This window comes from Chitinophaga sp. GbtcB8, assembly GCF_019091455.1.
Lineage (GTDB): Bacteria > Bacteroidota > Bacteroidia > Chitinophagales > Chitinophagaceae > Chitinophaga.
The window spans coordinates 24,339-43,667 of record NZ_JAGXJN010000010.1; the positions used below are offsets into that span (position 1 = coordinate 24,339).

General features: G+C 48.7%; 12 protein-coding genes. 7 read left to right on the top strand and 5 right to left on the bottom strand.

What is annotated here, in order from left to right:
- Positions 1-2 precede the first annotated feature (2 nt).
- Both KVT36_RS11495 and KVT36_RS11500 read left to right on the top strand, forming a co-directional pair.
- On the top strand, positions 3-1,031 hold the full coding sequence (locus KVT36_RS11495) for a sensor histidine kinase (RefSeq protein WP_217603639.1): 1,029 nt from the start codon (positions 3-5) through the stop codon (positions 1,029-1,031).
- Positions 1,028-1,735: a LytTR family DNA-binding domain-containing protein gene (locus tag KVT36_RS11500; protein WP_254639958.1), complete on the top strand. Its 708-nt coding sequence runs from the start codon at positions 1,028-1,030 to the stop codon at positions 1,733-1,735. The genes KVT36_RS11495 and KVT36_RS11500 overlap by 4 nt, the downstream gene beginning before the upstream one ends.
- Before the next feature lie 4 nt (positions 1,736-1,739).
- Here the strand turns inward: KVT36_RS11500 and KVT36_RS11505 are convergent, their stop codons facing one another.
- The 4 genes from KVT36_RS11505 to KVT36_RS11520 all read right to left on the bottom strand — a co-directional run bounded on the left by KVT36_RS11505 (position 1,740) and on the right by KVT36_RS11520 (position 8,301).
- Positions 1,740-2,393, bottom strand: coding sequence for a class I SAM-dependent methyltransferase (locus tag KVT36_RS11505; protein ID WP_217603640.1), 654 nt, complete (start codon positions 2,391-2,393; stop codon positions 1,740-1,742).
- Positions 2,394-2,512: 119 nt separating this feature from the next.
- Positions 2,513-3,190, bottom strand: a complete 678-nt coding sequence (locus KVT36_RS11510; protein WP_217603641.1) for a DUF3823 domain-containing protein — start codon at positions 3,188-3,190, stop codon at positions 2,513-2,515.
- A gap of 9 nt (positions 3,191-3,199) precedes the next feature.
- Positions 3,200-5,092, bottom strand: a complete 1,893-nt coding sequence (locus KVT36_RS11515) for a RagB/SusD family nutrient uptake outer membrane protein (protein ID WP_254639959.1) — start codon at positions 5,090-5,092, stop codon at positions 3,200-3,202.
- A gap of 11 nt (positions 5,093-5,103) precedes the next feature.
- Complete coding sequence (locus tag KVT36_RS11520; RefSeq protein WP_217603643.1) at positions 5,104-8,301, bottom strand: TonB-dependent receptor; 3,198 nt, start codon at positions 8,299-8,301, stop codon at positions 5,104-5,106.
- A 414-nt stretch (positions 8,302-8,715) separates the two neighbouring features.
- On the opposite strand from KVT36_RS11520, the gene KVT36_RS11525 reads away from it, so the two are divergent.
- Entirely contained in the window at positions 8,716-9,786 is a 1,071-nt protein-coding gene (locus KVT36_RS11525; RefSeq protein WP_217603644.1) for an aminotransferase class I/II-fold pyridoxal phosphate-dependent enzyme, read from the top strand.
- Positions 9,787-9,942: 156 nt separating this feature from the next.
- Here the strand turns inward: KVT36_RS11525 and treA are convergent, their stop codons facing one another.
- Positions 9,943-11,499 carry an alpha,alpha-trehalase TreA gene (gene treA, locus KVT36_RS11530; protein WP_217603645.1) on the bottom strand — a complete coding sequence of 519 codons (1,557 nt, stop codon included), beginning with the start codon at positions 11,497-11,499 and terminating at the stop codon, positions 9,943-9,945.
- A gap of 160 nt (positions 11,500-11,659) precedes the next feature.
- Here treA and KVT36_RS33160 point away from each other — a divergent pair, with 160 nt between their 5' ends.
- The 4 genes from KVT36_RS33160 to KVT36_RS11550 are packed head-to-tail and all read left to right on the top strand — an operon-like array spanning position 11,660 to position 19,325.
- Positions 11,660-13,870 (top strand): peptidase domain-containing ABC transporter, encoded by a 2,211-nt coding sequence (locus KVT36_RS33160; RefSeq protein WP_217603646.1) that lies wholly within the window; start codon positions 11,660-11,662, stop codon positions 13,868-13,870.
- 30 nt (positions 13,871-13,900) lie between these two features.
- A complete protein-coding gene (locus KVT36_RS11540) occupies positions 13,901-16,528 on the top strand; it encodes a lantibiotic dehydratase (protein ID WP_217603647.1) in 2,628 nt (875 codons plus the stop codon).
- Positions 16,529-16,531: 3 nt separating this feature from the next.
- Positions 16,532-17,413 (top strand): thiopeptide-type bacteriocin biosynthesis protein, encoded by an 882-nt coding sequence (locus KVT36_RS11545; RefSeq protein ID WP_217603648.1) that lies wholly within the window; start codon positions 16,532-16,534, stop codon positions 17,411-17,413.
- Positions 17,400-19,325, top strand: coding sequence for a lanthionine synthetase LanC family protein (locus KVT36_RS11550; protein WP_217603649.1), 1,926 nt, complete (start codon positions 17,400-17,402; stop codon positions 19,323-19,325). Before KVT36_RS11545 ends, KVT36_RS11550 begins: the two co-directional genes overlap by 14 nt.
- The last annotated feature ends 4 nt before the right edge of the window (positions 19,326-19,329 follow it).

Sequence of the window (19,329 nt, forward strand, 5' to 3'; positions counted from 1 at the left end):
CTATGCAGTATAAATGGTGGCGTTTGATATTTCCGGTTTTTTACGGGTTGCTCATTTATATGACCATCCGCCTGGTAAATGATGTGATCACCGGTACCCGTTTCTGGCTAAGGCCCTGGGCTGTTAATGCCATTGAATTAGCAGTGGTAACACTTATCAGCTACATTAACATATGGGGTATTCATAAATTACTGGAAAGGAACCAGCGATATTTTAAGGCGCCGGTGCGTAACCGGGGGTTACTGAAGGAGTTTGCTGTGGTAGGTTTGTATGTGGAGCTGGTAAGCACTGTATTCATAATGCCCATGGCAGCCCTTACAGATGACGGGCTTACCTGGTACGATGCTGTGCTCATTTACCTGATACCACTGCTGTACTTATTATTCTATTACGCTTTTATAAGAGGAAATGCTTCTATGAGAAAAAGTTATGAGCAGCAGCTGCAGATAGAAAAGATCAGTAACGACCAGCTGCAAACAGAATTGCGTTTTCTGAAAGCGCAGTACCATCCGCACTTTTTGTTCAATGCATTGAATACGGTATATTTCCAGATGGATGAGGATGTGAGCCGGGCCAAACAAACTATTGAAGAGCTGTCGGAGCTGCTGCGTTACCAGCTGTATGACCAGCATCAGCAGGTTTCCATCCGGCAGGAACTACAGTACCTGCAATCGTATATTCACCTGCAAAAAAGCCGGATGAATGACCATCTTAACCTGCAGGTGCAGTTTGATGAAGCGCTGGACGGGCAGCAGGTGTACCCCTTGTTATTGTTACCCCTGGTGGAAAATGCTTTTAAATACGCCGGCGGTGAATACTGGATCAATATTTCTGCCAGGTTAAATAACGGAGAGCTGCACTTTGAGGTAAGCAATGCAAAGCCGGAGATCATTCCGGAGAGAAAGGGCAGGAGTGGTATTGGGCTGGATAACCTGCAACGGCGCCTGGCCCTGCTATATCCCAACCGGTATACGCTGGCCATTAAGGATAACGGGCAAAGTTTTACGGCTAATTTAAATATAGGATTATGATCAGGATCAAATGTGTAATTACAGATGATGAGCCAATGGCCCGCAAAGGCATTAAAGGGTATGTGGAGAAAGTGGATTTCCTGGAGCTGGTAGGGGTTTGTGAAGATGCCGTATCATTAAACAGCCTGCTGCGTGAGCAGCCGGTGGACCTGCTGTTCCTGGATATAGAAATGCCTTACATCAATGGACTGGAGCTGCTGCAGAGTATTAATAACCCGCCTAAGGTGATCTTTACTACGGCCTATGAGCAGTATGCTATAAAAGGTTTTGAGCTGGAAGCAGTGGATTATTTACTGAAACCTATTTCCTTTGAACGCTTTCTGAAGTCGGTGAACCGTGTATACGATCTGTTCCGCCAAACCTCAGCGCCCGCAGCGTCCGACCATTTGTTTATTAAAACAGATGATAAGCTGGTGAAGATCTCCATTAACGATATTGTGTATATAGAGGCAATGGAAAATTATATAAACATTTACACGGCGCAAACCCGCTATATTACGCATACCACGTTAAAGTCTGTGCTGGAATGTATTACGGATCCCGGTTTTATTCAAACACATAAATCGTTTGTGATCAATGCCGCTAAAATTACCAGTATTGAAGGGAACCTGATTGAGCTGGGCAAACACCAGGTACCGGTATCCCGCAGTATGAAGGATGCGGTGCTGGAGAAAATACTGAAGAATAAGCTCCTTAAAAAGTAATTGTTTATTTGCTGGCCACAAGTATAATCCTGTCCATTTGAAATTCTTTTTCCATGATCTTCACCACTTCTTCCTTTTCTTCCACTACCTGCTGAATAGTAAAACCGGCTTTTTGCAGCAGGGTGGTGGCTTTGGCGGTATCATACAATTCAAAGCCGTATTGTGTGAAGGGTAGTTTTTCCATAAGGCTTTTGCTGCGTATGCCAATGGCCAGCCGGCCGCCGGGTTTTAATACCCGTTTAATTGCAGCTAACATCAGCAGTGGATCTTCCCAGAAGTACAGGGTATTAACCGTGTATACTTTATCAAAGAGATCATCATCATAAGGCAGCTCCCGCCCATTTCCTAATGTAAATGAAGCCATGCCCTGGGTGATGAGCGCTGCGTGCTGCTGCCTGGCCTGCGCTAACATGGTCTCAGAAATATCAATGCCATAATACTTTAAATGTGGCGCGCGGGAAAGCAGGTAAGGCACATAACCACCATCTGCCGGGCCAATTTCCAGCACGGTATTATGGTCCTCACAGGCCAGCAGGTCAATGGTGCGCTGGATCATGCCTCCATTGCCAACTTTCATATTGGCGGCTATTTTAAGCCCATCTTCCCCTTGCGGGTGGCTCAATTGGCGGGCAATGCCCTGTAATGCTGCTTCGTCCATTTTATGAAATTTCCGGAGGTTATGACCACCCCTTTAGGGGCGCCGTCCGGGTTGCAATAAAGATAATTAATACAAACCGGACGGCGAAAACTGCCAGCTTCCGTTGGCAGGTGTTATTATTATTTCAGCTCAATTTTTTGAGGCATGGTGTACAGTAATTCCGCTATACCGGCGGTTTTAACACCTACCCGTGCATACACATATCCCTTGGCAATAAGGGAGGGCGGGATAGCCACCGTTAAATTAACCGGCTGTGTAATGTTGGGAATGTCTGCGGCAGCTACCGTAGTACCGGCCACACTGTTCACCTGGTCTACTACCGTAGTGGAGCCCAGATAAATGGATACGGCATCAAGCGGCAGGCTGTTATTTATTTGCTGTAGTGTAACCGTTGCTGTTATATCGCTGCCGCTCCGGCCTATGTTAGCGGTTTTAATAATGAAAAAAGGCTCTACCGGTACCTCTACTGTGGTATTGCCATTTACCGTTACATCCAGCGAATCGGAATTATTTACCCAGGGGCCGTTACCACGTAACAGCACCAGCTTATAGCTGCCGTTAAACAGGGATGCGGAAAAAGTGCCATCCTGCGCTATATACACGGGTATTTTGGTGAACAGGGCAGAACCGTGCTGCCACAGCTCCAGCTGTACGCCGTTAGAGCGTAAGCCCACCGGCTGTTTATCGTACACAACCTGGCCTGTTAGAGTAGCCTTGGGCTCCTCGTAGTTATCTTTTTTACATCCTGCTGCCGCTATGAATGCGATCGCCAGGAATGAGATGATGATACGTTGCATAATATTGAGTTATTGAAAGGGATTTTTAACAATTGTTGGATTATTATTGATTACTGCCTGGTCTATGGAGGAGTAATAATTACCCAGCTGGAAAAATCTTGGCGCCCTGAACCGCGGTGCGATCATTTTCACAAATACATACTTGCCGTTGCGGGCTGCATCCCCGGCGCGTACTACACGGTAAGGATACAGCGCATACACCATGGCATTCGGGTTACTCACACTGCCATTCCAAAGCTTATCTGCAATACGCCAGCGTTTCAGGTCCCACAGGCGGTGGTCTTCAAAGGCCAGCTCTACCCGGCGCTCGTTCTGTATGCGGGCCAGGGTTAGCGTGCTAAGGCTGTTGGCGCCAAAACCGGCCCTTTCGCGGATGGCGTTAATGTAGGTGAGCGCTTCGCCGGTTAATCCCAGCTCAAAGGCGGCTTCTCCTGCATTCAGGTACACCTCCCCTAACCGGAACCAGATCCACCAGATATCGCTCTGTATACCGCGGGTGCTGGTGCGCGCGCCTGCATCAATATATTTGCGCAGGTAAAAACCAGTGTTGGATACTTCCTGTATGGAACGGTGCGGGCCAGAGCTGCCGGTGAGCGTTTTGCCATCCGTATAGGTGGTGTTCAGGTCATTGCCTTCTACTACATCATATGCATTACGGGTGGCATTCCAGGCCATTACACCTGCCTGTATACCTACCGGCAAACCCTTGAAGGTAGTACCGGGGTATATAACGGTGCCGTATAAACGTGCATCCTTGTTGGCAAATATATCCCCAATATTGGTATAATAAATATAATCGCTGTTATCGGCAGTGCGGGTTTTTAACGCACCGGCCGTACCATCCAGGTACTCATAGCTTTCCACCAGGTTCAGGGAAGGCGTTACGGAAGAGGAGCCCAGGTTATCCTCACGGATACCGCGTACAATATTGTCATAAGAGAACCAGTGCCGTTTTTGAGGCGTCAGGAAATCCTTTACAAAAATGGCTTCTTTATTGCCGGATTTTTTGGTAATGGCTTCGTAAAAGTTCTCGCCCGTGTTCGGGTTCACCTTGTACAGCGTATATACCCCGCTGTTAATGATCTCCCTGGATGCTTCCAGTGATTTGGTATAAAATTCCGTGGCCCTGGATGCCGGGATACCTACTTCTCCGCCGGGGGTATTAATGGGCGCAGGCATCAGGTTATTGTATTTGGCAATAGAGGCGGCATACAGCATGGCCCGGCTTTTCAGCGCCAGGGCAGTGTACTTGTTGGCGCGGGACACATTACCGTCGTTGCCAATGTCGTCTTTAATAGCATCTACTTCACTGGCTATAAAATCATACACAGCTTCCTCCTTGGCGCGTGGTACCTGCAGGGGAGTGGCATTGCCGCTGTAATCATAAAGCAGCTGTTTAGTAACCAGGGGCACGCCGCCCATTCTTTTTACCAGCTCAAAATAATCGTAGGCCCGCAGGAAACGCAGCTCAGCGGTGAACTGTTTTTTCTGATCTTCTGTTAAGCGCTCACCATACTGTGCTATGTTTTCCAGCGCCAGGTTAATATCGCGGATATAAGAAAAGTTCCATAAACGCCAGCTGTCAAAGCCATAAGCGGGAATATTATTACGCCCGTCTTCATTGGACTGGCCGGACCACATAGCGTCGTCAAAATTGGCCATATCGCGCCACTGGGCTATGCGGCCGTCCAGGTCGCCGTTATTATTAATATCCTGCAGGCCGGTTTGTACCGGCAGGCGGTCGTAAAAATTAGCCAGCAGTGCTACGATCTGTTTGGGATCATTCCATACCTGCTCTTCCAGCAATATGGTGCGGGGCTGCCGCTCCAGCCAGTCTTTTTTGCACGCGCCGGCAGTTAGCAGGCAAAGGCCCAGGAGTATGTATTTATATGTCTTTTGCATAATTATCATCATTAAAGGGAAAGATTAAAACCAAAGTTGTACAGCCGTTGCTGCGGATATACGAGCCCGTTACTGGAGCTGATCTCCGGATCAATTTCATATTTCTTTACATTGTCCAGGGAGAACAGGTTAGTGCCGTTCACATACACCCGGAAGGCATTCACTCCAATCTTGCTCAGCCAGGATTTAGGAAAGTTGTAACCCAGCTCCAGGTTCCTGAGCCGGATATACCGCACATTGGTGATCCAGAAATCATTGGTCTGGTAATTCACGTGCGTGGTATTATCTTTCCGGATGGCAGGGTAGGTACCGGCAATCCATTTGCTGTTGGGATCATACGGATCTTCACGGTGCCAGCGGTCGGTGAACATATAGGCCGGTGAGGAACCATTGTTCTGGAAAGGATAACGCAGCTCCCAGTCGCGCAGGTAAGACTGCATAGTGGCGCCTGCAAAATCAAAACGCAGGGTAAAACCTTTGTACCCGACACTGCCATTAATACCAAAGCTTACATATGGCTGCGCACCCTGTGCATAACCAATGGGCCGCTGGTCCATATTGTTAATGATCTTATCGCCATTCACATCTTCATACTTAAAATCACCGGGCAGCTCTGTACGGTTGCCCTGTCCGTCGTTATTAATGTCATAGTTATCAATCTCATCCTGTGATTCAAAACGTCCGGTTACATGGTATCCCCAGGTAATGTTAGACCAGCGGTCTTCTACAGAGTTGCGGTATTTCTCCCATTCATTGCCAAAACGGGGTTTATAGGTGCTTACACTTTTCAGCCGCGCGTACGTGGCATTTACTCCAATGGAATAATTTACCTGCCCGGTTTGGCCGCTGTAGGTAACCATACCTTCTATACCACGGGTAGCATCTGCATTCAGGTTCTCATTGGGTAAGGTATAACCTACTTCGCTGGGCAGCAGCACATCATAACGGGCTGCGGGCAGGCCGGTGCGTTTGCGCTTGAATACATCTACCTGGCCGCTGATCTTATTATCCAGCAGGGTAAAGTCAATACCAATGTTGGTGGAGCGGTTCTTTACCCAGGAAAGCTGCGTAATAGGCAGCCCGCGCGGACGGATGCCTATCACATAGGCGCCATTCAGCACAGCGCCGCCCTGGTTAAAGTTGTAACCAGACAGGTAGCTGAAAGGTTGGGGAGGATCGCCGTTCGGGAAGCCGATCTCACTGCCTGTTTCACCATAGGAAGCCCTGATCTTCAGATCATTCAAAAAGGTGCCCAGCTTATCTTTCAGGAAAGGTTCCTCTGAAATACGCCAGCCCACGGATACGCCCGGGAAAAAGCCCCAGCGGTGGCCTTTGGCATACAGGTAAGAGCCGTCATACCGGCCCAATAGTTCCAGCAGGTACTTTTGCTTATAGTTATAGTTAACCCTGCCGATATAACCGGCACGGGCCTCCGTAGTCCATTCATCCGACAAATAATCCTGTTCCGATAAGTACTGCGTAGGGATGTAGTTGTTAGTAGGAATGGTATGTACTACGTAATAAGAGTTATCGTAATCAGACCGTTCGTAGGCCGCCACGGCTGATATAGCATGCGGGCCAAATTGTTTGTTATAGCTTAGCTGGAACTGCCCGTAACGGGAGATCACGTTCCGCTTATGCCTTTCACGCCAGGGGTTCTGGTTACCGAAGCCTGGCTGGGTGTTATAAGTATCTGTGTTGGCATCATACTTATACGCATCCCAGGTATATTCAAACCCATCAAAGTCTTCGTTCATGTAGTTGTAAGAGTAAATGCCTTTTGCCGTTAGCCCGAAATTAAAATCATACTGCGCATTCAGGTTTACGTTAATGCCGCGCCACCACTCATCCAGGTAACCGGTAACATCATCTTTATACGTGGCGGGGTTCACGTTTACGTTATGCGTTTGATTAATGTAGTTGGGATTATCGTTGGCATACGGGCTTTCTGTTGGCCACATGCTGAAAATGCTCAGGAAAGGATTAAAGTAATCATCCAGCCCGGGCACGCCTACGTTATGGGTTTTTTCCAGGCGTGCGCTGATCTGTGTGCCTACCTTCAAACCCTTGGCCAGGCTGCTTTCCAGGTTAGCCTGCAGGTTGGTGCGTTCAAAGCTGAAATCCCTTACAATGGCATCCTGCTGAATACGGCTTACGGATAGATAATAAGTAGAACGTTCCCCACCGCCGGATGCGCTTGCACTCAGGTAAGACTGCGGTACATTAGGACGTAAGGTTTCTTTGTAATAGTCATAACTCTTGTATCCCTTTTCTGTGCCGGCCTCCCATTTGGCCAGCTCCTGCGGGGAATACAGCAATGAGGGATCGCGGCCCAGGTTCTGCTCAGATTCCACCAGCGCACGCACATATTGCCCGGCATTAGCGGGATGTGGGTAACGGGTAAAGTTCTGCAAGCCGTAATAACCGGAAACATTGATGTTGGGTTTACCGGCACGTTTACCTTTTTTAGTGGTTACCAGTACCACGCCGTTGGATGCGCGCAGGCCGTAAATGGATGCAGAAGCATCTTTCAGGATGGTAATGCTCTCAATATCTTCTATACCCAGGCTGTTAAACACATCCTGCCCGCTGCCTTGCGTAAAGCCGAATGCGGTAGTATTGGGACTGCCGGTGTAGGGCACACCATCTATTACATACAGTGGGTTACCCAGGTTCCTGATCTGTATGTTGGTGCCTCTGCCGGGCCGCGCATCCGGAGCCCGCGCAGTAAGGCCGGGCATTCTGCCTACCAGTGCGGCAGACACCGTGGTGGCAGGCGTGCGTACAAGGTCTTCTGATTTTACGGAGCTTACAGCACCGCTCACCGTGGCCTTTCTTTGTGTGCCATAACCTACTACCACAATATCTGTTAAGCTGCTGGATGCCTGGGCCAGGCGGATGCGCAGCGTGCTGCCGCCGCCCAGTATAATCTCCTGGTTCTGGTAACCTACATTAGTTACCACAATGGTGCTGCCCTGCGGGGCCTGCAGGTTAAAAACGCCATTCTGATCGGTGATGGCGCCACGGTTAGTGTTCTTTAGTATAACGGAGGCGCCGGGTATGGGCAGTCCGGCAGAGTCTGTAACCGTACCGTGGTAGGTTTGCGGATTGCCTTGTTGTGCATAGGCCGGAAACGTGCTGATGATAGCTGCTACCAGTGCGCACGCCAACAGCCGCTTCCTGTGCAGGAAGTGTAATAGTAATCTCATAACGCTGGATTTAATTTAAAGGGTAAATGGAAAATAATACCATCGGAGTTAAACACACCGGTGATACGTTGTTATATTTGAAAAGTGTTTTAAACTGCTAGGTAAAACAGGCAGCTGATGGTGGTTTTTTATGAAGCTTTTTGCGATGCTTACCTGTATTTTGATCAGTTCCAGGTACCAACAAAAAAGGATACCTGTGTGCAATAGCGATGAGGTGGAATGGACTTCTCATACGGGATTTTTTTGATGGCTGATAAAAAATATGGTCCTGGCTGATAGTGCTTGTAATGCGACTTTTATGGGTTTGGTTCCATGTAAAGTAAAAGTAAAAAAAATAAATGTCAATTTAACACTTCTTATAAAAAATAACCCTGATAAGCTGAATCTTTTATTTTTGAGTTAATTTAATAGTTTATGCTGGATCTTAGACTGAACTACCCTGCGGTTAAACAGGAGGCTGATATTTTTCAAAGATATGTAAATGGATTAACGGAGCAGGAAAAAGTTGCATTGTTATCACCGGCCCCTATGACGCCCAATGCTGCAGGTTTACAACGCCTGGGCCAGTGGCTGCAGCTGCCGCCGGATACCCTGCAGCAGCAAATGGATGTAACCACCACTGCCAGTGGAAACAGTGCCGGTTATTGCATGCTTGCTTTTTTCCGCCATACGGAGCAAACGGTAGCTATTGAAGAATTTACCTACAACAATTTTAAACTGAGCGGGCAGGCGCTGGGCTACCAGTTTCAAACCATAACCTGTGATGAGGAAGGTATGCTGCCGGATGCGCTGGAACAATACCTGCAAACCGGTAAAAGCAGGCTCGTGTATGTGCAGCCTACGGTGCATAATCCCACCTGCAGTGTAATGTCGTTGCAAAGGAGGGAGGCCATTGCCAGGGTGATCCGCTCTTTTAAGGATGTGTATTTAATAGAGGATGATGCCTACCGTTTCCTGCATCCGTCCCCGCCGCCGGCTTTTTTACAGCTGATGCCGGAGCGTACTGTTTATGTGTGCAGCTTTTCCAAGATCTTTAATCCTTTTGTGAGGCTGGCTTATATTATTTATCCCAAAGGATTGCTGCAGGGTATGGATAGCATCATCAGTATCACTACCAGCGGCAGCTCCGCATTATTCCATGCTTTTGTGCAGCACCTGCTACAGTATGATCTGCTGCCGCAGGTGATCCATGAAAAGCGGCAGATAGCGCTGGCATTATATGAAAAAATAACGACCCTCTTTGAAGGACTGAACTATAATATATTTCCCGGTAGCTATCATTTTTGGGTAAAGCTGCCTGTGCATTTGCCGGCAGGTATTTTTGTGCCGCAAATGAAAGCGAAAGGTATTGATGTAATGAGCAGTGAAAGTTTTTCCGTGCATGGAGATCAGGGCTACATCCGCATTGCGATGGGCGCTGTCTGGAATGCACCGGAATTGTTGCCTGCGTTGAAAGCCATTGCGGAAGAAATGCGGAATGCTTAATGCCGAACGCTTAACGCTTAATGCTCCAATACTGAATGCTTAGTGCCCAATGCCTGTGGTGAAGCCGTAAACCATTAGTATATAATATATCAGGCATTAATAATACCAGTCTATCCAACATAACGCAAACAGCGTTCAGCGTTCAGCATTAAGCCTTCAGCGTTCCGCATTTATCCGGTACTGCTGCAGTAATTTCAACAACACACCATTGGTCCAGCCAAAACCATCCTGCGTGGGATATTCACCGCCGCCGGCTACCAGCTGCAGATCCATCACATTATATTTTTCCATGAGCTTACCGGTGTTATGGTACACCTGTATATTCAGCGCCACCCAGCGTTCCGCAATTTTTTTAGCCAGCGCAGATGCGCCATAGTTTTCCAACCCGGCGATGGTTACCCATTGTAATGGCGCCCAGCCATTAGGGGCATCCCATTGCTCCCCGGTATTTTTCAGGGTAGTGGTTACGCCGCCGGCTTTCAGGAATTTTTGATTGATCTGTTGTTGTATGATGGTAATATGCGTTTTTGAAGCTGCCTTTGTAAACAAGGGGTACATACCAGCCAGTGTTAATGCGGTACCCGGGCGCTGGCTAAGCAGGTCATAATCCACATACCAGCCCGCAGCGGCCGACCAGCAATATTTTTCCAGGCTGCGTTGGCGCCTGGCTGCCAGCAGCTTGTATTGTGCGGCTTTCTGTGTATGACCCGCCAGCTGGTGGGCGCGCGCCAGTGTATTTTCCAGGTGAAATAACAGGGCGTTCAGATCCACCGGTACAAAAGAGGTTACGCGAATGGTGTGCAGGTCTTTGGTATTCCGGAACCAGCGGCTGCTGAAATCCCAGCCGCTTTCTGCGGCGGAACGCAGCTCCCGGTAAATATCTTTATAGGGAGTAAGCTTAGCTACCGCTACATCTTCTTTATAGGCTTCCTGCCGCGGAATATTATCCTGGTCATAATAACGGTTCAGCAGGCTGCCATCCGGCATCTTTACTACGTGTTTGGTAGGCGCTGTTTTGTCCATCCAGTAAGCATATTCCTTTTCCAGCACCGGCAGGTAAGCGGTGTAAATGCTATCACCCTTGTGTTTGGCCAGTATATCCAGCATCAGTGAAAAAAAGGGCGGTTGCGAGCGGCTCAGGAAATAGTTACGGTTGCCATTGGGAATATGTCCATAACGGGTAAGCAGGTACGCAAAATTCTTGATCATGTTATCTATGATGGTAAAACGCCCGCTTTCTTCCAGCCCCAGCATAGTGAAGTAGCTATCCCAGTAATAAATTTCCCGGAAGCGGCCGCCCGGTACAATATACGGGTAGGGCAGGTTTAACAGGGAGCTGTAGGGCAGGGCATGGGTGGTATCCCGCTGCAGCACATTCCATAAATGGTTGATGTGGGCTGTTACGGAGGTTTCGTGCCCGTTAAAAGCCGGTGGAACGGCAATAGAATCCGGCAGCAGGAAATGTGCCTGTACAAATGCCCGTAGCGCCGCGCTATCCTTTGGTTGCCCGGCAGCCAGGTATTGTGCCATTACCTGTTTGGGATCTTCTTTGGGTACGGCATCTACAAAGGTTTTATTGTCGCGGAAAATACCGGATAACTGTACGGTTTTAAAGAGGGGGCCATATAACTGGTCCGGGGGCTGAATGGTTTGCGCCGTTAATACTGGCGCACAGCTCCATAACGCGAGGAAAAAGAAAAGTGCTTTTTTCATAGCCTATGGTAGTTAGCGGATATTAGCAGAATATCATGCTAATCTAAGGAATATAAATATGCCGGCCGCTTAGTAGTGCAGCAGCCTGCAGGATACCTTATTCTTAAAAATATTTTTTGAAACAGCGTTGCATATCTGATTTGTTTTATAAATTGCAACAGTGTTTCAAAATATATTCAGCCATAAACCCTTTCCTTTTTACAAACAATCTGACGCTATGGATTGCGGGCCTACCTGCCTGCAAATGGTAGCGGCGTTTTATGGCAAAGTTTATCCGCTGCAGTACCTGCGTAATGCCTGTAAGATCTCAAGGCAGGGCGTTACGTTTGCCGACCTGATGGCGGCTGCAGAGCAGCTGGGTTTTAAAACATTATCAGCAGAGCTGCCTTTTACGGTGCTGGCGCAAAAGGCGCCGCTGCCCTGCATCTTACATTGGGATAAACAGCATTTTGTAGTGCTGTACCGTATTACCCCCAAAGCGGTGTATGTGGCAGATCCTGCGCTGGGACGGCGCAGCCGGTATACCATCCCCGAATTTATGGCCGCCTGGCAGGTTGCACAGGAGGCGGAGATGGGGCGTGCTTTATTCCTGGAGCCTGCTGCTGCTTTTTACGAAGCGCCTGCAGTTGCAATACCTAAAACTACTTTGCGCACTTTATGGCCTTACCTGGCAGCGCACCGCAACAAATTAATGCCGGTGCTGGGCACATTGCTGATAGCCAGCCTGCTCTCATTACTTCCGCCATTGCTTACGCAGGCTGTGGTTGACAAAGGTATCAGGGGAAAAGATGTGCCGCTGTTATTGCTCATTTGCGCGGGGCAGCTGATGCTGTTCATGGGCCGCATGGTAATGGATTTTATACGCGCCCGTTTGCTGCTGGCGTTGGGGGCACGTATCAGCATTGGCATGCTGAAGGATTTTTTACAAAAGCTGATGCGCCTGCCTTTTACTTTTTTTGATAACCGGCAGGCGGGCGATAATATGCAGCGCGTAACAGATAACCAGCGTGTAGAGGATTTTCTGACCACCTCCCTGGTCACATTTGTAATGGCGGTGGTAACCCTGCTGGTGCTGGGTGGTATGTTGCTGTATTATAACTGGCAGCTGTTCCTGCTGTTTGCTGCTGGTGCTGTTATAGGAATTGCGTGGGCAGGCGCTTTCCAGGAAAAACGCGGGCGGCTGGATCAGAAACGTTTTCGCGTGCTGGCATCCGGCCAGGATACGCTGCTGGAAATATTTTCCGCTATCCAGGAAATAAAGCTAACCGGGAGCGAGGGTCTTAAAGCCGCGCAATGGGCTGCCTTACAGGAACGGTCTTTTACCGTAAAGCTGGAAAGTTTAAAGGTGGACCAGCTTATACAGGGTGTTGCGCTTTTCATCAATGAAACCCGGAATGTGCTTATTACCTGCCTGGCTGCCATACTGGTGGTGAACGGGCGCCTGACGCTGGGGGAGATGCTGGCTATTACCTACATTGGCGGGCAGCTGAATACACCGGTGGCCCAGCTGACGGACTTTATACGTGCAGTACAAAATACGCGTTTCAGTTTGCGGCGCATGTCAGAGGTGCATCATGAACCGGATGAAGATCCGCCGCAGGAAAAAGAGCTGTTGCACAATGAGGTAACAGGGAAGGATCTGTGCCTTTCCGGCGTTTATTTCCAGTACGGGCATAAACATTCACCGCTTGTATTAAACAACATCCACCTTACCATACCCGCCGGTAAAGTAACTGCCATTGTAGGTATGAGCGGCAGCGGAAAAACCACGCTGCTGAAGTTATTGCTGAAATTCTATCAACCGGTGCAGGGGCACATAATGTTGGGCAATATGCCCTTACAGCAAATGCAGGCCAAAGCCTGGCGGCGGCATTGCGGCGTGGTAATGCAGGATGGTTATGTGTTCCGGGACACCATTGCCAATAATATTTTCGCAGGTGCAGCAGAGCAGGATCACACCCGCTTATATGAAGCCTGCAAAATGGCCAATATCCATACCTTTTTTACGGCTATGCCTTTTGGTTATGAAACCCTGATCGGTAAAGATGGTTATGGGCTAAGCGAGGGGCAGACACAGCGCCTGCTGATTGCCCGGCTTATTTACCGCAACCCCGCATTTGTTTTCCTGGATGAGGCCACCAACTCACTGGATGCGCATAATGAACGTGCCATCATAAATAACCTGCATAGTTTTTTTAAAGGGAAAACAGTAGTAGTGGTGGCGCACCGCCTCAGCACGGTTAAACATGCCGATCAGATATTGGTCATGGATAAAGGCACTATTGTAGAAGCAGGCACGCACGAAACGTTAACCGCCAGCGGTGGCGCCTATTACCACCTGATAAAGAACCAGCTGGAGCTGGGAAAATAACAGATCCGTTACACCTGTAAATACAGTCCTATGGCATTAAAAATATTCCCCTATGCGCTGGTACGTTATGCTGCCATGTCATTCAGCACATTAGAAGCCCTGCATATGCCCGGTGTGGAAGCTTTTATTGCGCAACAGGCGCAGCTGCAAAAAGCATTACAGCAGCAGCAACAAACCCTGTGCGATCAGCTATACGCCGCTATTCAGGCACAGGAAGATCATAAAAAAAGGCAGCATTTATTACAGCTGAAACGGGAGGTATATAATGGCAAACAGCTTACCGGCGCGGAACTGGCAAAGGTGGATGCTGTAAAGGAACCGCTTATACAGACCGCATTGCAGGCTTACCTGCAAACGCTCCGGCAAATTGAAACAATCCGGCAGGCATGGGAGCTCCATTTTGACCAGGCGCTCATAGATCATAGAAAACAGCTGCAGCAATGGACGCAAAACGAATTGCTGCGCAGCGGTATTCTCTTATCCAGCCCGGTCCTGTATACACAGCTGGATAGTTTTGCGGCGGCAGATACCACTGCTTTCCGGAACCGGGAGCTGAAGAATGAGTATAGCCTGCTCCGTTATATTACCCGTATGGCCGGTAAAACATCGCCATTCAGCACATTTACCTGCACCGGTACAGGTATGCTGGATGAGGCATTACATCATTATATTCCCCCGGCGCCAAAGACTATCCGCAGCTGCATCCGGCTGCATAACGGCCTGTTTTCGTATATCCGCTCTTTAATGATCCATCATCCCGTATTAAATGAAATACTCTCCATCCGGCTAAATGTAACAGCTACTGTGCAGGAGGAGCAGCTGCATTTCCTGGTGAACTACTTTAATGTAGAAGCCTTTCAGCGCCTGCCTGCGCGTAACCTGCCATTATGGTTATTTCAGTTCCTGCAGGAGCAGGCAGCGCCTGTTACCATGAGCACTTTAATTGATACCCTTTGCAAACATATTCCTGATACAGACCGTGCAACCATCAAGGATTTTTTGTTAAAGCTGGCTGCCGGTGGTTTCCTGGAAACAGGTATTGGCTGTTCCGGGGTAGATCCGGACTGGGATGCAGCATTTACGCATTTCCTTTCAGCACATACACAACATACATCCGTTGCCAGCTTACAGCGGCTGCTGCATACAGTAAGGGACCGCAAGCTTGCTTATGCAGGTGCTTCATCCACCCAACGTTACCAGCTATTGCAGGAAACAGCAGCCCTGCTAAACCAGGGCTTAAACGTTCTGCAGGAAGAGGCTGGCTTACCCACTGCAACAGATATAAAACAGCCGGTGGATAACATCACCGCTGCCTCTTTTGAAGTGAACCGCTTTCATCCACGTTCTTTTGCCCCGCAGGATATTTTTTATGAAGATACTGCTACGCCTGTTAGTAACCCATTGCCTGCAGCTGGCATACAGGCATTTATAAATAAGGCAGAACGGCTTTGTGCTTTATTGGGAACAAAAGATGCTTTACAGGAAGAAAGGCAGCAAATGCGTAATTTCTTCCTGCAGCATTATGGCCCTTCACAGCCGGTACCTGTTACCACGTTTTACCACGCCTATTACCTGTTTGAGAAAAAACAGGCGCATGCGAAAAAGCAGGAACAGCCTGCAATGCAGCTCCCGGATGGGCTGCAGCTGGATATTACGCCTGCACAGGTGAGTATGCGGTCAACATTGGTCACTGATAATACTGCAGGGCATACCAGGGGTATGTTTGTGCAGTTTTACAATGTTGGGCAAAATGGTAAACCCGCATTACATGGTATCATCAATGCATTATTGCCGGGCATGGGCAAAGTGGCCGGCCGTTTCCTGCATCTGTTAGATCCCGCTGTAGCAGGCAGTTTTAAAGAATGGAATGCCGCGCTATACCCGGAACACAGGATGATAGAGCTGAACGATGGCTCTACATTTAATGCCAACATACACCCGCCGCTGCTGCCGTATGAGATCTGTATGCCTGGTGGTAATAATAACTACCCGCAGGAAGCGCAGGTATCCCTGCAGGACATACAGGTGAAATATAACCCGGAAAAAGACGGGCTGTCTTTATATCATGCGTCTGATGGAAAGGAGATATATGCCTATGATCTTTGCCTGGAATCTTTTTACAACCGTTCTCATTTTTACCAGCTGCTGGCGCATTTTAACCCGGAGCAGCGCCTGCCTTTACGTCAATTGATCATAGCGGCCGACCGGCAATATGCGGTTACATACCCTCCGCAGGAAAATGTGCAGCTAAGGCCCCGTATTACTTTTGAAGAGCAGGTGGTGTTAAGAAGAAAAGGGTGGCTGGTGAAAACCGCTGCCATACCTGCACCGGTGAATGGGGAAACGAATGCAGCCTATTTTGTACGCCTGCATGAATGGAGGGAACAGCATGATCTGCCTGCGCATGTTTTCATTTTCCTGAGATCACCTTATATCCCAATAGTGCCCGGTGAAGTTACCAAACTTCAAAGGGACGATTATAAACCACAATACATTTGTTTTGACCAGCCTTTACTGGTGGGCTTATTCCGTAAGCTGCTGGCAAGGGCCGGTGTTTATTGTTACCTGGAGGAAATGTTACCGCATGCAGCACACTTAGCGGAACAGGGGCCGGAAAGCACCGTTACGGAATATTTACTGCACTGGTATAAATATTAATGCATGCAACGTACCTGGTTATCTGCACACCTGTTTTATGCAGGTGATCTGCATCACCTGCTCCGCCACCTGGTAATACCATTGCTGCAACGCACGGGATATCCTGCTTTTTTTATCCGTTACTGGGAATGCGGCCCGCATATACGCTTACGGTTACATGTTCCTGAAACGGCCATGCCGGAAGCAAATCGCCTGCTGCATAGTGCAAGCCAGGCCTACTTTACCCGCTATCCTTCCAACAGGGATGATGCGGCTTATGAAGGCAAGCCACTATTGCCAAATAATACATTGCAGTTTATTGCTTACGAGCCGGAGGTAATGCGTTATGGCAATTTCCAAAGCATAGAATGGGCAGAGCAGCAGTTCGTTGCTTCTTCGGATTATATACTGAAACAGTTGGCAGAGATCTCCGAATGGAAGGGTACTGTTGCACTCTTGCATGCCATTAAGCTGAATATAGCCGTTATGTACGCCTTGCAGGAAGAAAAGGAAATGAACCTGGATACCTGCCGGCGTTTTATCCATGCCTGGCTGCCCCGCTTATATGATCCGGGCAAAGACCGGTCACAGCAGGAGCAGCACTTTATGAGCCTGTTCCAAACCCGTTTTGAGCAGTATGCAGACAGCTTAAATACGGCTGCACTGGCACTCTGGGAGGAGCTGTCGCGGGGCGCCTGTGAGCACCGTCTGCAAATTTTCACGGAGCACAACCAGCACATTTTTCAACAGTATAAAACACTGGGTTTTGAAACCATCCGTTTACAGGACATTATAGGCAGCTTTATGCATATGGGCCATAACCGGCTGGGTATTTCCAACCACGATGAGGCATATATCATGTTCTTCACTTTAAAATGCCTGGAGTTTATTTATGGAGCAGGATAAAGCAATTATTGAAGAAGAAGTATTCCGCATAGCCGCGCAGCTGTTACACGTCATTCACCCGGATGTTATTGTCAATGGCAGCCAGGGCACGGACCTGTTTAATGGTAGCGCAGGGGTGATCCTGTTCTATTTGCGGTTATATGATCACTGTAAAGATCCGCTGTATCTGCAAGCCTGCGAGCGGGCGGCAGCTGTTTTACTGGAACGCCCTGCCATACGCCGGCAGGAATATTTTACCCTGTATACCGGCGCTACCGGTCTTATATACCTGTGTATAAAAATGTATGAGGCTACGAATACAAAAAAGTATATGGATCATGCGCTGGCTTTGGTACAGCATTTTGAACCCGGCATTTTGCAGCAGGTGGTACAGGATGATTTTATGAGCGGGCATGCCGGCAATATTTTCCTGCTTACTTACCTGCATGCACATACGGGAAATGAAAGCGTGAAAATGCTCACCAGGTCACTCACAGATAAGCTGATCCAACAGGCGCGGATGGCACCGCAGGGCCTGCGATGGGGGCATGTTAAAAGATCGTATGACTGCCTTACCGGCTTTTCCCACGGCGCTTCAGGTATTGCTTATGCCTTGTTACAGGCCGCGCAGTATTGGGGGGATGAAGGATTAACTTACCTGGCAGAACAGGCCTTGCACTATGAAATGCTGTACTACGATGCAGCTGCCAATAACTGGCTGGACCTACGGCTAACGAGCACCCATCTGTATGAAGCGGACATTATGGATTGGCAGGCAGCCAATTTCAGGAAATATGCCAGTGATGCCAATGCCTGGGCGCACGGCGCAGCAGGAGTGGGAATAGGCCGTTTATATGCCTGGCAGCTTACCCGCACCCCATCTTACCTGCAGCAGGTGAACCAGGCCCTGGAACGTTGTTTAAAAGATGTGCAGCTGCTGCAACGCGGGGATTTTACCTTATGCAGCGGTTACGGCGGCCTGGCATCTTTCCTTTTACAGGCAGCCGGTATATTGCAACGGCCGCAGTTACGCCTTGCCGCACAGCAAACGGCGCTGGCAGCGGTCCAATTTTACCGGCAGCAGGGCGTTTACAATACCTATGTACCGGACGCAAATAATGATCCCGGACTGTTTTCCGGGCTTGCAGGAGTAGGGTACTTTTTAGTAAACACACTCCTGCCTTACCAGGAAGATGCAATAACGCATCCCATCATTTGCAAGGCTTCGGGCAAAAAGACAGCTCCTCTATATGCACCGGGTGAAGTGAGGAGAAAATTATTCATGCGTTATTACGGCCGTACCATTACACTTTTGCAGGAGGAAGAATGCTGGCAGGTAGCGGATGATATACCGGAGCTGGAATCCATACTAGTGCGGCGCATAACCACGTCGCCGGAAGCGGAATGTTTATTTATAACAGACTGTTTCAGGTTTGAGCAAAGCTTAACCGCCTTATGGCAGCAGCACAAAGGTTTTTTGTGTTATGCTAAAAGAAAAGAATTATTACAGGCAGCAGTAGAAAAGCTCCGGGCCGCAAGTCCTGCACAGCTATTACAAACCGTATTTATACCGGTGAGCAATATACAGCTTTGTTATACCACCTGGCCCTGGCATGAACCGGGATTGCCAAACAGGGAGAACGTTTCTCCCCAGGGATACTATTATATTCACCACAGCCATGAGCAGGGTATCTCTACCTATCCGCTCACCGGGTTTGCCGCTTTGTTATTAAATAATTTGCAAGAGGGGAAAACCCTGCAAAGGGTGATCAGCTCCATATGGGATACCCATTTTAACCGGGATACCAGTACCTCCATTCAGCCCGTTACCACAGCGGCCATTACACAGATCAAAGCATTATTACAACAATACTTTATCCGGGAAGCAAAAAAAAAGGGAGATACAAAAAGTATCTCCCTCTGCTATCGTTAACAGG